The sequence below is a fragment of the Arthrobacter ruber genome (assembly GCF_002954225.1).
GTDB lineage: Bacteria > Actinomycetota > Actinomycetes > Actinomycetales > Micrococcaceae > Arthrobacter_D > Arthrobacter_D ruber.
In genome coordinates, this window is sequence record NZ_PPTH01000017.1 from 1 (window position 1) to 15016 (window position 15016).

15 protein-coding genes and 2 riboswitches are annotated in these 15016 nt (G+C 65.0%); of the genes, 10 read left to right on the forward strand and 5 right to left on the reverse strand.

Annotation, left to right across the window (positions count from 1 at the left end):
* The 5 genes from CI785_RS11105 to CI785_RS11125 form a co-directional block, all read left to right on the forward strand.
* On the forward strand, nt 1-1520 hold a 1520-nt coding region (locus tag CI785_RS11105; protein WP_240615155.1), incomplete at its 5' end, for an ABC transporter substrate-binding protein.
* Nucleotides 1517-3310 carry an ABC transporter permease subunit gene (locus tag CI785_RS11110; protein ID WP_338064901.1) on the forward strand — a complete coding sequence of 598 codons (1794 nt, stop codon included), beginning with the start codon at nt 1517-1519 and terminating at the stop codon, nt 3308-3310. The genes CI785_RS11105 and CI785_RS11110, both read left to right, overlap by 4 nt.
* 1812 nt (nt 3311-5122) lie before the next feature.
* On the forward strand, nt 5123-5647 hold the full coding sequence (locus tag CI785_RS17780; protein WP_476692381.1) for an ABC transporter permease subunit: 525 nt from the start codon (nt 5123-5125) through the stop codon (nt 5645-5647).
* A gap of 81 nt (nt 5648-5728) precedes the next feature.
* Nucleotides 5729-6040: an ArsR/SmtB family transcription factor gene (locus tag CI785_RS11120; RefSeq protein WP_105032182.1), complete on the forward strand. Its 312-nt coding sequence runs from the start codon at nt 5729-5731 to the stop codon at nt 6038-6040.
* A gap of 46 nt (nt 6041-6086) precedes the next feature.
* Entirely contained in the window at nt 6087-6386 is a 300-nt protein-coding gene (locus tag CI785_RS11125) for a hypothetical protein (protein WP_105032643.1), read from the forward strand.
* A 163-nt stretch (nt 6387-6549) separates the two neighbouring features.
* Here CI785_RS11125 and CI785_RS11130 read toward each other — a convergent pair whose 3' ends face one another.
* From CI785_RS11130 to CI785_RS11145, 4 genes are all read right to left on the reverse strand, one after another.
* Nucleotides 6550-6759, reverse strand: a complete 210-nt coding sequence (locus CI785_RS11130) for a hypothetical protein (protein ID WP_157940245.1) — start codon at nt 6757-6759, stop codon at nt 6550-6552.
* Between the two features lie 229 nt (nt 6760-6988).
* Nucleotides 6989-7111, reverse strand: a complete 123-nt coding sequence (gene ykgO / locus CI785_RS11135) for a type B 50S ribosomal protein L36 (protein WP_058931424.1) — start codon at nt 7109-7111, stop codon at nt 6989-6991.
* Between the two features lie 38 nt (nt 7112-7149).
* Nucleotides 7150-8244 carry a GTP-binding protein gene (locus CI785_RS11140; protein ID WP_105032184.1) on the reverse strand — a complete coding sequence of 365 codons (1095 nt, stop codon included), beginning with the start codon at nt 8242-8244 and terminating at the stop codon, nt 7150-7152.
* A 98-nt stretch (nt 8245-8342) separates the two neighbouring features.
* A complete protein-coding gene (locus CI785_RS11145) occupies nt 8343-9287 on the reverse strand; it encodes an AraC family transcriptional regulator (protein WP_240615156.1) in 945 nt (314 codons plus the stop codon).
* Between the two features lie 75 nt (nt 9288-9362).
* Between CI785_RS11145 and CI785_RS16855 the strand changes: the two genes are divergently transcribed.
* A complete protein-coding gene (locus CI785_RS16855) occupies nt 9363-10169 on the forward strand; it encodes an SDR family oxidoreductase (RefSeq protein ID WP_108724249.1) in 807 nt (268 codons plus the stop codon).
* Nucleotides 10166-10597 (forward strand): anthrone oxygenase family protein, encoded by a 432-nt coding sequence (locus CI785_RS11155; RefSeq protein ID WP_105032186.1) that lies wholly within the window; start codon nt 10166-10168, stop codon nt 10595-10597. The genes CI785_RS16855 and CI785_RS11155 overlap by 4 nt, the downstream gene beginning before the upstream one ends.
* An 801-nt stretch (nt 10598-11398) precedes the next feature.
* Here the strand turns inward: CI785_RS11155 and CI785_RS11160 are convergent.
* Nucleotides 11399-12163 carry a 3-oxoacyl-ACP reductase gene (locus CI785_RS11160; RefSeq protein ID WP_105032187.1) on the reverse strand — a complete coding sequence of 255 codons (765 nt, stop codon included), beginning with the start codon at nt 12161-12163 and terminating at the stop codon, nt 11399-11401.
* 49 nt (nt 12164-12212) lie between these two features.
* A riboswitch (TPP riboswitch) is annotated at nt 12213-12308 on the reverse strand.
* 175 nt (nt 12309-12483) lie between these two features.
* Nucleotides 12484-12586, forward strand: a riboswitch (TPP riboswitch).
* Here CI785_RS11160 and thiM point away from each other — a divergent pair.
* The 3 genes from thiM (at nt 12578) to thiD (ending at nt 14963) form a co-directional block, all read left to right on the forward strand.
* Nucleotides 12578-13411: a hydroxyethylthiazole kinase gene (gene thiM, locus CI785_RS11165; protein ID WP_105032188.1), complete on the forward strand. Its 834-nt coding sequence runs from the start codon at nt 12578-12580 to the stop codon at nt 13409-13411. Its footprint overlaps the riboswitch before it by 9 nt.
* Nucleotides 13408-14079 carry a thiamine phosphate synthase gene (thiE, locus tag CI785_RS11170; RefSeq protein WP_105032189.1) on the forward strand — a complete coding sequence of 224 codons (672 nt, stop codon included), beginning with the start codon at nt 13408-13410 and terminating at the stop codon, nt 14077-14079. Before thiM ends, thiE begins: the two co-directional genes overlap by 4 nt.
* Nucleotides 14067-14963, forward strand: a complete 897-nt coding sequence (gene thiD / locus CI785_RS11175) for a bifunctional hydroxymethylpyrimidine kinase/phosphomethylpyrimidine kinase (protein WP_105032190.1) — start codon at nt 14067-14069, stop codon at nt 14961-14963. Before thiE ends, thiD begins: the two co-directional genes overlap by 13 nt.
* Nucleotides 14964-15016: the final 53 nt, after the last annotated feature.

Here is a 15016-nt window from a genome sequence, read left to right on the forward strand (position 1 = left end):
CCCTTGCCCTCTTCGCCGTCTCGACCATCAGCTGCCTCGCGCTGACGGGCTGCTTCTCATCCGGATCTCCCGAGTCCGCCGGGGCTACGGGCAGCAGCGGTGAGGGGGGAGAGGAGCGGGTGTCGATCGCGATGCTGCAGCCGCCCCGCTCGGGCCTGACCCCGCTCAGCGATGATGCGTTCAAGCTCTCACGCTGGTCCACGGCCGAAACCCTCGTCGTCCTCGACGAGCTCGGGGAAGCGCAACCCTCTCTGGCCTCGGAGTGGGAACAGACCGCCCCCACGGAGTGGACGTTCACCATCCGCGACGGGGTGAACTTCCACGACGGCACCCCGCTGACCGCCGAGGACGTCGCCCGATCACTGACTGCCGCCGCGCAGGCGTCCCCCACACCGCGCATCCTGGACGGCGTGGATCTGACCGCTGTCGCCAGCGACGAGATGACGGTGACCGTGACGACCGCGGTCGCGGACCCGCTCGTGCCGCAGCGCATGTCCAGCCCCCAGCTCTCCATCCTGGCCGCCGACGCCTACGAAGGTGACGCCGTCGACCCGGTCGGCACCGGGACCGGTCCGTTCGTCCTGACCGCCGTCGACGGTACGTCGGGGGCGACGCTGGACCGCAACGAGGACTACTGGGGTGACGCAGCCGCAGCCGCGGGGATCGATGTGCAGTTCGTGCCGGACGGTACCGCGCGCGCAGCGGCCCTGAGGACCGGGACGGCCGACGTCGTGGAAGCGATCCCGGTGAGCCAGGTCGCGCAGATCGATGAGGACCTGGTGTTCGAGGTACCGATGCCGCGAACGAACACCCTGTACCTGAACACCGGATCGGGGCCGTTCGCGGACCCCGCGGTGCGCGCTGCGGCCCGGGAGGCCATCGACCGGGCGACCATCGTCTCGAACGTGTACGAGGGCCGGGCGGACATCGCCGAAGGGCTCCTCGGCCCGGCACTCCCATGGGCGGCAGAAGAACGCGACGATGACTATCAGGCCATCCTCGAGGATCGGCCCGCACCTGCCACGGTCGATGGTGTGCGGATCAGCCTCGGCACGTTCACGGATCGTGCGGAACTTCCCGAGGTCGCCGTACAGCTCGAGCAGCAGCTCGAAGCGGCCGGGTTCGTCGTCGAGCAGGACGTGCGCGAGTACCAGTTCATCGAGGCCGACGCCCTCGACGGCACGTTCGACGCGTTCATCCTGTCCCGTGCCACGGTCCTCGATTCCGGGGACCCCGTGGCGTACATGTACAGCGACTTCGCGTGCGAGGGGTCCTTCAACATCTCGCAGTTCTGCGACCCTGCCGTCGATGAGGCGTTGAAGACGGCGGCGGCGCTGCCGGCAGGTGCCGAACGACGGGACGCGATCATCGCCGCCGAAGCGGAGATCCTTGCCCGGGACGCTGCGGTCCCGATGCTGCACGAGCGCGTCATCCAGGGCGAAGCGGCAGGCGTGGACGGCGCGGCCCGGGACCCTCGTGAGCGGACGCTGGTCACCGGCGACACCCGCATCGAGCAGTGACACGCATCCCCACCAGGGTATTTCCCGCCAGTGCCGTCCTGGTAGGCCTGTCACGGGCGGGAGCGCTGCTGGCCGTCGTGATGGTGATCGGGATGCTGCCCTGGCTGTCCGGGCAGAGCCCGGAATACACGGTCCTTCGCGCCCGGTACGCCGACCTGGAAGCAACACCTGAATCACTGGCGATGGTCCGGGCCGAACTCGGTCTGGACCGGGGACCGATCCTGGTCTTCGTCGACTGGTTCTCCGGGATCCTCACCGGGGACTTCGGCCGGTCCTGGATCTCCAATTCCCCCGTGCTGCCCGGGACGCTCGGCGCCCTCGGTGTGTCGGTGACGCTCATGATCTGCGCCGGAACGGTCGCCCTACTGGTCGCCGGGCTGTTCTCCCTGCCTGCGCTCCTGCGCACCTCGAAGGGTGAACGCCGACGCGGTGCCGGCCTGCTGGCGACGACAGCGACAGCCCTGCCCGAGTTCCTGCTGGCGTCCCTGTTCCTGGTCATCGGCGCGGTCTGGCTCGGCTGGTTCCCGCCGTCGGGATGGCTGGGACTGCATTACGCGGTCCTGCCCGCCCTGGCCATGGGCCTGCCCGCCGGCGGGCTGCTGGGTAAACTCCTGGCCGACGCCATCGGCTCCGCCGGGGATGAACAGTGGGTGTCCGCATGGCTGTCGGCCGGTTTCGCCCGCGGCCAGATCGCGGTCGGGCTCCTGCGGCGGGCATTACCGACGGTCTCCAGCCAGGCCGCGCTGGTCATCGTCGGACTCACCGGCGGTGCGGTCGCGGTGGAGCGGGTCTTCGCGATCCCGGGCATAGGACGGGCGACCCTGGGTGCTGCCACCTCGCAGGACATCCCCGTGCTGCAGGCCGGCGTCCTCTCCCTCCTCGTCCTGGCGATCCTCGCCGGGATGGTCGCGGCACTGATCCGCCAGGTATTGCTCGGTCCTGCCGGGCGTCTGGGCGTCGTGCCCGTCGCCGTCGTCCCTCCCGCATTCCGTCGCCGGGACCTCGCCGTGCCCCTGACAGCGGCAATACTCCTCGGGCTGCTCACTGTGGCCGGGGTCCTGCGTGATCCTTTCATCTCAGCCCATCCGCGTCTGGCACCCCCGAGCTGGGCCCTGCCCTTCGGGGCGGACGCCAGCGGGCGCGACCTGCTCGCACGGGTCGGACACGGCACCGTGTCCACCGTGGGCACAGCTCTCATCGTGGTCATGGTGTCCCTGCTGATCGGCATCCTGATCGGGTCCCTGCCACGCCTGGGCACAGGGCCGCTCGAGGTCGCCAACGCCGCGCCGCCCGTGATCACCGGGATCATCGTCGCCGCGATCTCCGGGGCGTCCATCGGGGGCGCCGCCCTCGCCGTGGCGCTGGTGAGTTGGGCGCCCCTGGCCGCGCACACCTCCGCCCTGACCCTGCAGGCCCGGAGCCTGCCGTTCGTCGCCGTTCTCCCGGTCCTCGGTGTGGGACGCGCCCGAACCCTGACCCGGCACATCCTCCCGCACATCATCGGCCCCCTCTTCCGGCACGCCATGCTCCGCCTCCCCGGAACCGCCCTCGCCCTGGCAGCACTGGGTTTCCTCGGCCTCGGCGCCAACCCACCCAGCCCCGACTGGGGACTCGTCCTGTCCGAAGGCATGGCCTACGTCGAACGCGCTCCCTGGGCCGTCTTCGCACCAGCATCAGCCCTGATCCTCGCCTCCGTCCTGGCCGTCTCCGCCTCCGGCATCACCCTTCCCATGAAACGCCAACGCCAAAAGACGGCTGCTGTGAAGGCTGATATACACCCGGCGCTGTGAGAGGCACCCCTCACCGCTTAGGGCGAGCATCAGAAACTTCACCACCATCAACTACATCCCTACTGCAGATCCCTAGTGTCCCGGTCGCACGCACCAACATTTCGCCGACTCGTCCCGACATCAAGGCAGCACAGACGAACTCTTCGATCGAGTGACGCGGGCTCATCAAAAGGTTCAGCAGTAACGACATAGGTGCTGCAGGGGAATCGAACCCACCGCGGTCAACATCATTTCTCAACTGTCCCTCCGCCCAACGGTCTCTACCCCACACGCTGACCCGTCAGTGAGAGCAAATGGATAAAACTCCATTGAGGAGCAATAGCCGGCACCAAATACTGACGGAGTCGCGTCATCGCGCGACCCATCTGTGCGCCATAGCACTGAAGGCAATGACTTAGGTCAGTTCGCTCAAAGCGCCTCACAATCCAGAGGCCTCCCCAGGCTTCTCGAGCTGCCTCTCGAATTCGCCCGCACCTCGCAGGGACGCCGCTTCCGATGCCAGGGTATGACAACCTACGAGTACGACTACCAGGGAAGAGCGTTATTCACTTGTGTAAAGGCGCCTAGCGCGAGCTTCATCTCACCTAGGAGGCTACCTGCCCTTACTCACGTCATACTCAATTTTTGCGACATCACTACGTGACTTCGAGGATTGGCCCGTTCTGGTGCATCTTGTGGGAATCCTTCATATAACCTTCTCGGGAAGGGCCGTACGTGTATCTGCCAGGCATGCAAAGTGCACATCAGAGAAATTCGTACTAGCCCGCTCTGAGACTCAAAGTGTATCCATTCAACTTGTGCCCAGTATTATTCTGGCCTGCTTTTCATAAAGGCAGTGGTCTCACTCCCGCAAGCCATCTAGCTTTTCCCGAGGAGATTACTGTGCCTAAAGCACCCCTGAACTCAGCAGTCCAGGCTCACGCGAAACCACTGTCATGCCGACTCGATGCTTGGCAACTTTTTCCAGTTATCCGCTCCGGATCGGTGGCCGCGCTCACGGCTGTCGTCCTTCTCAGTTCAGGTGTGGTCTCCGCTCAGGCCGCTGACACTACCGCCCCGGCGCCAGTGACGAAGATGGTTACTAGCTCCGACAAGTCCCGCATCAAGCTCGATTGGACCAACAACACAGAAAAAGACCTTGCTGGGTACCTGATATATCGCGCCAGCTCACTTGACGGCGAATATGTGAAGCTCACTACTACACCGCGAAAAGGCTCGGACTATCCCGACACCACTGCACCGATAGGTGTTACGACTTTCTACAGGGTGACGGCCCTGGACAAGAGCGGGAATGAGTCCACCCCTGTAGCGATAAGTAATGTCCGCAAAGACGGCATTGCTCCGGCTGCTCCCGCACGATTCGTCGGAACGCGCACGACCGCCGGAATTGACCTCCAGTGGGCTGACAACACTGAAGCAGACCTCGCCGGATACATGGTTTCCCGCGCTACCAAGTCCGGAGGTCCGTACACCAAGCTGACTCCCTCCACGATTTCCGACTCTGCGTTCCTCGACACGACAGCCGCAGCCAACACGGCCTACTACTATCGAATCACCGCCGTCGATCGGGGCGGCTACGTTTCTAAAGAAGCGCAACTGGTTATGGCTGTCCCCGACACGACCGCGCCATTTGCTATAAGCGCTCTCACTGCAAAAGCGAACGCCGCCAGTATCGGTCTTACCTGGATAGCAGGAAAGGAAAGCGATCTGGCAGGCTACGTCGTCTACCGGGCTGCTTCCCGCGATGGTGAGTACGCGAAGCTCACAGCAACACCACAAAACGCAATCAAGTACAACGACGTAGCCGCACCGATGGGCGTCGAGTCCTTCTACAAGGTGTCGGCCGTGGACAAGAGCGGTAACGAATCGGTTCTGTCCGCTCCCGTTTCCGCAACAGTGAAGGACACGATCGCTCCCGGGCTTCCGGGCGCTCTGGCTGCCACGGGCACTGATGATGGTGTGAACCTGGACTGGTCGGACAACACCGAACCGGACCTCANTGTGGGACGCGCCCGAACCCTGACCCGGCACATCCTCCCGCACATCATCGGCCCCCTCTTCCGGCACGCCATGCTCCGCCTCCCCGGAACCGCCCTCGCCCTGGCAGCACTGGGTTTCCTCGGCCTCGGCGCCAACCCGCCCAGCCCCGACTGGGGACTCGTCCTGTCCGAAGGCATGGCCTACGTCGAACGCGCTCCCTGGGCCGTCTTCGCGCCGGCATCAGCCCTGATCCTCGCCTCCGTCCTGGCCGTCTCCGCCTCCGGGCTCACCCTCCCCACAAAGCCCCGTCGCCAGAAGAGGAACACCGTTGAGGAAGACGCAGCAGTAGTGGCCTGATCACGTCTGGCACGCCGCATGAGGACGGCAAGGTCGCCGCCACGCTTGCATAATCACATGCATACGTGTTTATGTATTTGCATGACGGATGACGCTCAGCTCGAACAGGTAGCGGAGCTGTTCAAGGCACTCAGCACGGTATCCCGGCTGAGAATCCTGACATCCCTCGCCGGTGGTGAGGGGTCCGTGGGCTCCCTCGTCCAGTCGACAGGGCTGTCCCAGCCTCTGGTGTCGCAGCACCTGCGGGTGCTGCGCAGCATGAACCTCGTCACCGTCAGCAGGTCAGGACGCGAAGCGATCTACGCGCTGACCGACGAGCACGTAGCCCACGTCATCGATGATGCGATCGCCCATACGGTCGAGGCTTCACCGACGACGAACCACAGCCACTAGGCAGAGCCATCACATGCGCGGGCACACCCGCATCAAGGAGATCAGCATGAGCACCGAGATCAAGGCCGAGCACACCCTCGACGAGCACCAGCACGGCACCGCTGACTGCACGCACGAAACCGTGCAGCACGGCGATCACACCGACTACCTCCACGACGGTCACCGCCACGCCGAGCACGATGGCCACTACGACGAGCACGACGAGCACGCCGAGCACAGCGTCGCCGACCACACCCACGGCGCAGAGGACTGCAACCACGAGGCCGTCGAGCACGGTGACCACACCGACTACGTCCATGACGGTCACCGCCACGCCGAGCACGGCGACCACTACGACGAGCACTAGGACACCCCTGCCCGCCTCGGACCGCCCTCAGCTCCTGGGGATCAGCACCGGCCCCTCACGGGTCCGGTGCTGAACTGTTCCATCTGGAAGCCTGGCGGTGGCGGGCCGTAGGGGGGTGCTCCGGCCGGCCGTATCTGCTTCTCCGTCCCGCAGTCCTTCGATCTCAGTGGTCGGTCAGGGCCAGGCGAATCGGAGGGCCGGATCCCAGCACGGCGGCATCGAGGTCCTGTGGCAGTGCGCCGCCACTCTCTTCGGTGGGTTGCCACTGCTCCACCCAGTCGCTGAGGGTTTGCAGGCGCCCGGTGGAGTCGAGGCCACCCAGCCAGACGGAGGGGCCGGTGATGTCGGCACGCGAGGAGCGAAGCGCGATCACACCGACAGGGCCCTGGGCGCACTGGCCCAAGCACGGCGCGGAAACGAGTACGCCTCCCCGGGAGCGGGCGACGGCTGCTGCAAGATCAGTGCCACCGCACATACGGGTCAGTGCGGCGCATCGGTGACCCGCGCAGAGCGCTATGACGAGGCCGGCCGGCTGCTTGCCGCTCCCGTTTGCGCGCCTCGTATCCGACGCCCCATCCGGTGTTGACCCCTGTTCCATGGGGTCAGCCCTGCCGGGCTTTCATGCGCGGGTTCTTCTTGTTGATGACGAAGGTCCTGCCGCGACGTCGGACGATCTGGGCTCCCGGGACTTTCTTCAACGCTCGGAGGGAATTGCGTACTTTCATCATGCTCCTTCAGGGATTGCTGTCGGTGGTGATGGTGGTCAGGCCTGGTGAGGGGTGCTGGCAGCACCCGGGGATGGCATGGATCGGAGTTCCTCATCGGTGAGGGCGCAGGCATCGAGCAGGCCGGCGATGTCGGCGTCATCCAGGTCGTCACCGGTGAGGGCCAGGTGCGTGCCGCGGCACCACTCGCCGTGGCGCGCGTCAATGCTCCAAGCGCCGCCGTTCGCCAGTGCCACACGCGGACCAACCCCCTGCACGGCGACGCGGGTATCGGGCATGCCTGCAATCCAGACGGTTCCGCGAACGAAACAGCAGCCTCGGGCTATCGCGCCGAGGGCGGTCCGGAAACGATCGGGATGCAGGGGTCTCTCAACGCGATGCTCAACGGTCCGAAACGGCTCCGTTGATGCCTCGGAGGCTGCCGCCGAGAACGAAGCCGATGGTCTCACCGGCGCCAGGACCATTCCCGGAAGGCTGCGGGTGCGGGCCTGCCCGTCATCATGTTCCCCAAGGCCGCCTAGGCCTGTCATGCCCGCGAGCGACACCATGGTGGCATGCGGGGCGAGTTCGCCGATGAGCTGCACGCCCCGCAGCAGGAGTTCGGGGTCGCTCGGCAGGAGATCGCTCGTCGCGGTCAGGACCGTGTCGGCGAAAAGGAACTCACCTATGAGGAACTCGCCCGGGGTCCGGGAGTCCTCGGGAACGGCGGTGTAGCCGGATGCGAACAGGGTGTGGTGGTCCCACAGCTGGTCCTCGACATCCTCGGGTCGGACTGCCAGTGCAACGGTGTCGATGGCGAAGGACCGCGGCGCCGCAGTGTTGAGGCCATCAAGAGCGTTCTCGGCGGTGGTGCCAGGTGGCAGCCCTACGATCGCTCGAGTTGCACCTGCAGCGGCTAGACGGAGAAGAGCCGGCGCGAGATCGAATCGGACGGTGCAACTCAGGCACCCATGCTCGAGCACCGTCGACTCGCGCTCCACCAACGCACTGTTGCGATGAACGCGACGTGTCACCACGCCGCCGTCGAGCAGATCGTGCAGAATGACGGGCGTGCCGGGCGAGAGATCCGCCAGGACCGACGCGGCGTTGTTGCGGCTCAGCGCATCGAGGGACGTGATGAGAACGAGGTGCATGCCCTAACTATATGAGAATCGTTCTCATACAGGAAGCGGAGTGATCGGGGTCAGTCGGGGCATGGAACGGCAGGACCGTGATCGTGTGAGCCGTGCAGTCAGTGATCCGGGGACAACACAGGACGGTGTCGACGAAACTCTGATGGTGTTGCGCCCACTTGACGCTTGAAGGCAGTGCTGAAGGCGTAAGCGTTGTTGTATCCGACGCTGCGGCCGACGTCTGCAACTGTCGTGTCGAGGGAGTGGAGCAGGTCTCCGGCCAGGGTGAGGCGCCAGCGGGTGAGGTAGGTCATGGGTGGTTCGCCTACATCGGAGCGGAAGCGGGCGGCAAGTGATGCGCGGGAAGTATTCACTTGCCGGGCAAGGAGTTCCACAGTCCATGGTGCTGCGGGCTCGGCATGAAGATACTCGAGGGCGCGCTTCACCAAAGAGTCCTTGCTCGTGAGCCAGGTGGGTGTCCGAGGGTGGGTCGGGTCGTTGGCCCAGCTACGGATGGTGTTGATGACGAGTATGTCGAGAAGACGATCGATCACGACCTGAGACGCAGGGTCATCATTCGTGATCTCGCGCTCGAGCAGATCAAGGAAAGCGCCGTCGGCTCTTGCGTGCGATACGACGACCAGTCGGGGAAGGGCGCGAGCGACGAGGCCACCCGCCTCGTCCGGACGCTCATACGTGCCGATGAGAAGGGATGTTTCACCATCTGAGGTGTTGCCCCAGTGCCGGATGCCGTGCCTGAATTCATCTCGAAGGTCACGACCATCAACAGTGGTGCACTGCTGACCAGGGCCGATCGTGATGGAGGGCATGCTGGCAATGTCATCTGTCACGCAGTATGGTTCTGGGCCCCGGATCAGGGCGACGTCACCTGCGGTCAACAGCATCTCATCGACCCGGGCCTGGCCGCGGGTGACGGCGACGATCGTCAGTGCGGCGTGATCGTCGACGCGGACGCCCCAGGGAGCACTCATGTGCATCGCCAGGGCGAAAGCACCCACAGCGCGAGGGCCGTCCAGGAAATGCGTCAAGGGATCCATGCTCATGAATGTAGACGATGACGAAGTAAGTCCAGCGTCTGAACCATTTCACGTCCAGCCAGTGGCCTATGTACTGGGGTTATGACAACTCTCATCCTCGGAGGGCCCGGGCGTTCTGGCTCACGGGTCTTCGACCGCCTGACCGTTACCGCTGCGCCGGTCCGGTTCGCATCACGTCGAACTGGTTTCGACTGGGACGACCGAGGAACCTGGGCGACCACTGTGCGTGGTAGCACGGCAGCTTATGTCTGCTTCACTCCCGACCTCGCTTTTCCCGGGGTTCCCGCAAAAATGGAAGCCCTCGGTGTTCTGGCAGCACAGGCAGGACTCGAGCGGCTCGTACTGCTCTCGGGCCGGGGTGAGGAGGGAGCGAGAGCGAGCGAAGCGGCCCTGCGCAGTGGCGGCGTGCCGACCACAGTGCTGCGCTGTTCCTGGTTCCAGCAGAATTTCTCCGAGCATTTCCTCTCTGGACCCGTTCGTCGCGGTCGGCTGCGGCTGCCAGCACCTGATGTACCAGAAGCATTTGTCGATCTCGACGACGTCGCCGACGCCGCGGTGCTGGCCCTTACTCGACCGGCCCCACTCGATGCCACGTACGAGCTATCGGGCCCGGAGCTGCTGACCTTCGCGCAAGCAGCTGAAATCCTCGCTGAGGTATGTCGCAGGCCGGTGACCTTCGAATCGGTCGATGTTCCGACCTTCGTGGAGGATCTCGCCGCCGACGGGATACCAGCCCAAGAAGCCGAACCTCTGGCACACCTCTTCACGGACATCCTCGACGGCCGCAACGCCTCACTCACTGACGGAATCCAGGTCCTCCTCGACCGTCAGCCTTCATCACTGCAGACCTACGCGCAGCGCACCGTCGAAGCTGGAGGTTGGTCGTGATCCAGGTCGCCACAGTCGTGGGCGCAGGTCTTCTTGGCGGCGTATACGCAGCTTTCTCCGCAATGGTCATTCCCGCGCTACGACGCCTCGACGATGAAGGCGCCACCGCCGCAATGATCCAGATCAACAGGAAAGCAGAACGCGGACCCTTCATCGTGATGTTCGGAGTCGCCGCCCTGGCAGCCACCGGTTCCGCCATAACCGCAGCACCCCGAGGAAACACCATCGAACTGGTCATCGCGGGGGCATCCCTGGCGAGCACCGTCGTAACGATGACGGTCAATGTCCCACTCAATAGGCGGCTCGAACGAGACGGTTCAACTTTCTGGAACGATTACAGCCACCACTGGACGACCGCGAACACAGTGCGCGCCACACTCGCCGCTACCGCTGTACTCACTGCTGCTACACACTGGTCCCCCACCTGAATCGGGAACGCTCAGAAGCGCTCCTTGTGTCCCATACGAGATCAGCGGTTTCAGCCGATCATCGCAAAACCACCTGGTCCTGCCTCCCAGTGCGGGATCGTCTAGCGGGCGGGCGTGTTGGGGGCGTGGTCGCTGAGGAACGATCGCGGCGAGGCGTTCGGGCTGGTTGAGTGTCGGGTCGAGCCCGTCCAGGGGTGAGCTCATGCCAGGCGGTGCCGGACCTGCTGGGCAGCAGCCGGATGAAGACGGAACTCGTATGCCCATACGACCGTGAACGCAGTGAGGAAGACTGTAACCAGCCCGGCGATGTCGCCGAGCCACATCCAGGTGGCAGTGGAGGCCTCATCATCGGCTACGGTCTGCCCACCGCCGGCAGGACACTCGCCCCCCCCGACCTCGACTCGTACCTCATCCGTGGATCAGACCGGGTCTTCTCGGAAGACCTCTGAGGCCCCGACGCCGACGTCCTGTAGGGGATGGCCCTATGTTCTTCGTTGCACTGGAACCACCCCTGGGTCTGTTGATTCGAGGAATGCCGCTGCTCCTGCCCTCGCCTCCTGTGATGGGCGATCACCTGCGTTCCCGATCCCCGCATGGTTCCGGGAGTCCCGGACGGTGCGACGAGGTGTCAGGAGCACAAGCCGAACGCCGACCGCCTCGGCCGGACCTGGTCGGTTCGGTGGATGTGGGACGGTGTACCGACCAGGCACGCGACAGGTCGCTCGGCTGGCAACCTGATCGTGGCCGCTTCATGGGCTCATTGATGCCCCGAGACCTGTGCGGCCCGGGTTGTTTCCAGGGTCAGTCCATGACGAGGCCCCCGTCGACCACCAGGTTCTGCCCGGTGATCGCCCGGGCCCAGGGAGAGGCGAAGAAAAGGACCGTGTCCGCGAATTCCTGCGGTGTGGTGACACGTCCCAGCGGGGTGGAGGACGCGATGAGGTCGAACACCTCCTCGGGGGTGGCTGCGCTGGCATCGGTGGTGCGCAGCAGGCCGCCAGAGACCATGTTCACCGTGACATCGTGCTGGCCCAGGTCCTTGGCCAGAGTCCGGGTCAGCGAGAGCAGGGCCGCTTTCGCCGCGGTGTAGTCGTGGTAGGGCACCACAGGGTTCTGGAACAAGTTGGTGCCGATGTTGATGACCCGCCCGAACCCTTGTTCCCGCATTCCGGGCAGAGCGGCTTGGATTGTGTTCAGGGCTCCTCGGACACTTCCGGAGAACTGGGCTTCGAACGCATCCCAATCAATCTCAGCTGCATGCGGGCGGGCGTCTCCGTTGAAGGAGAAGGGCGCTAGCGCGTTGTTGACCACGGTGGTGATCGGTGCTCCGAAGTGTTGCTGCGCGTGTTCGAGCATGGCGCGTACCTGTTCGGGATCGGTGACATCAGCTTCCAGCGCTACAGCCCGTGACGAACCGATACGAGTTGCGCGTTCCTGGGCGCTGTCGTGGCTGACGCGGTAGTTGATCACCACCCGTGCGCCTTCGGCGGCGAAGGCCTCGACGATGCTGGAGCCGAGTCCGCGGCCGCCACCGGTGATCAACACGATCTGCTCTCTGAGTTGCATGAAGGGACTTCCCTGGCTTCAGGGCGACAGAATGCGGAACCGACACCCGCAGGGGCCGGGAGGACATCCCTTCGCCAGTACGAACTGGATCAGGTTCAACGGGTGTCATCTCAGCCGGTGGGAACCGGCACCCCGTGTCACTACCTCCACACTAACCCCGGCCGGCTGGAGGAGGGTCGGCCGGATCGGCGGGACGGGGTGGATTCAGACGATCATGGCAGCGCCGGGGCCTTGGTGCTCCGGCTGGCTCCGACGGGAGCCACGCGCCTTCCACAAGTGGCTGCTGTTCCATGCGTTGTGCGGGGAAACGCTAGGGTGGCAGTAGTGACACGGGGTGCTGCCCGCCAATGGTGCAGCTGAGAATCGATACCCGTTGAACCTGATCTAGTTCGAACTAGCGAAGGGATGTCGCGGATGGCTATTCGCTATACATCATCGGATTGTGCCGCACTGCTCGAGGAGTCGAGGGCCCGGAGCCCTCTGGTGCAGATCATCACCAACGCGGTGGTGACCAACTTCACCGCCAATGTGCTGCTCGCCCTAGGGGCAGCTCCGGCGATGGTGGACATACCGGAGGAGGCCGGGCAATTCGCCTCCGTAGCATCGGGGCTCCTGGTCAATCTGGGCACCCCAGGGCAGGAGCAGCGGGCCGCGATGGTCGAGGCCGTGCAGGCCGCCGATACCGCCGGCACCCCATGGGTCCTCGATCCGGTGGCAATCGGATCTCTGACCGTCCGCACACACTTGGCCCATCAGCTTGCCACCCACCGCCCGAGCATCATCCGCGGCAACGCGTCGGAGATCCTGGCTCTGGCCGGGGTAGGAACCGGGGGCCGGGGAGTGGATTCAACCGAAGAGCCCGCCTCCGCTCTCGAGGCCGCCAGGCAGTTGGCTGCCTCGTCCGGGTCGGCGGTGGCGGTATCCGGTGCGGTCGACCTGTTCGTCGGACCGGACGGACAGATGGTCGCTGCAGCCAATGGGAACTCCCTCCTGACCCGCGTCACGGGTGGCGGGTGCGCGTTGGGTGCGGTGATGGCCGCTTTCGCGTCGCTGACCGATGATGCAGTGTTGGCCGCGACAGCAGCCACCGGTGCTTACACCATCGCAGCGGAGCAGGCTGCGGCGCAGGCACACGGCCCGGGGAGCTTCGCGGTGAGCTTCCTCGACATGCTTGCAGGCCTCACACCTGACGACGTCATCATGAGGCTGGACCTCCGTTCCGTCGAAGCATCGGGCTCCGCACGATGATCCGCCAGGGCTTCAGGGCGGACCTCAGCCAGCACCTGCCGCTGTACCTGGTGACTGATACGGCGCAGTGCAGCCCACGATCGGTCGCGACAGTCGCGGCCGAGGCCGTGGCCGGCGGTGCCACGATGATCCAGGTGCGGGACAAGGAAGCCTCCGCGCGGGATCTGCTGCACCTGCTCGTGACTGTCGCGGATTCTGTCGGAGGCACCGTGCCGGTATTGGTCGATGACCGGGTGGATATCTTCCTGGCGGCTCGGGCCGCGGGAGCGCAGGTAGCCGGGGTGCATGTCGGTCAGTCCGACGTGCCGGCAGACCTCGTCCGGGCGCTGGTAGGACCGGAGACCATCGTCGGCTTGAGTGCGGCAACCACGGCCGAGATCCGGGCGGCGCACCGGCTGCCGGTCGGGATGGTGGATTACCTAGGGGTCGGTGCCATTCATGCGACCGCTACCAAGCCCGATCATCCTGAGCCCTTGGGGATCAGCGGCTTCAGTGCCCTCGTCACGGCAAGTTCCCTGCCGTGTGTCGCGATCGGGGGAATCAGTGGCGCTGATCTACGCCCTCTGCGAGATGCCGGTGCAGGCGGGGTGGCCGTCGTATCCGCCATCTGCGCGTCGAAGGATCCCAGGTCCGCGGCAGAGGCGTTGAAGGAGGCATGGTGTTCCTGAATGATCTGAACCCGCGTGAAGTTCCTCGGATTCTCAGCATCGCCGGAACCGACCCGACCGGTGGCGCGGGCATTCAGGCCGACCTGAAGAGCATCGCCGCCCTCGGCGGATATGGAATGGCGGTCGTCACGTCCCTGGTGGCGCAGAACACGCGGGGCGTTCGTTCCGTCCACACCCCACCACCGACGTTCCTCGGAGAACAACTCGACGCGGTCAGTGACGATGTGACGATCGATGCGGTGAAGATCGGCATGCTGGGAGACGTAGCGACCATCACCGTTGTCCGGGAATGGCTCGGCCGGGCACAGCCGCCTCTGGTGGTGCTGGATCCTGTCATGGTTGCCACCAGCGGGGACCGGCTCCTGGCCGCTGACGCCGAGACCGCGTTGCGCGAACTGGTCGGCCAGGCTCACTTGGTGACCCCCAACCTTCCCGAACTAGCCGTCCTGGTGGGCGGACCGATCACCGCACAGTGGCCCGTAGCTCTCGACCAGGCCCGAGAACTGTCCACTACCTCCGGAACGGTGGTGCTCGTCAAGGGCGGCCACCTGGACGCCGAGGGCAGCCCCGACGCACTCGTCGACACCTCCGGACGACTGGGAAGCACCCACGACGGAGAGGTCTTCGAGATCATCACCCCCCGGGTGGACACCAGGAATTCACACGGAACCGGGTGTTCACTGTCCTCCGCCATCGCCACCGTGATGGCGAGGACCGGCGATTGGACCCGCGCACTCTCCGACACCAAGAACTGGCTGCAGGATGCCCTTACCCATGCCGATGAACTGCAGGTCGGGCAGGGCAACGGACCCATCAACCACTTCCACCAGCTCTGGGCGGAAGCCGAGACCCACCCAAGTCGACACGACAGCAGGATGGATTAGGAGTACGGATCAGCGAGGGGCTGGCCTGCATCGAGACGCAGACAGAACGTCCC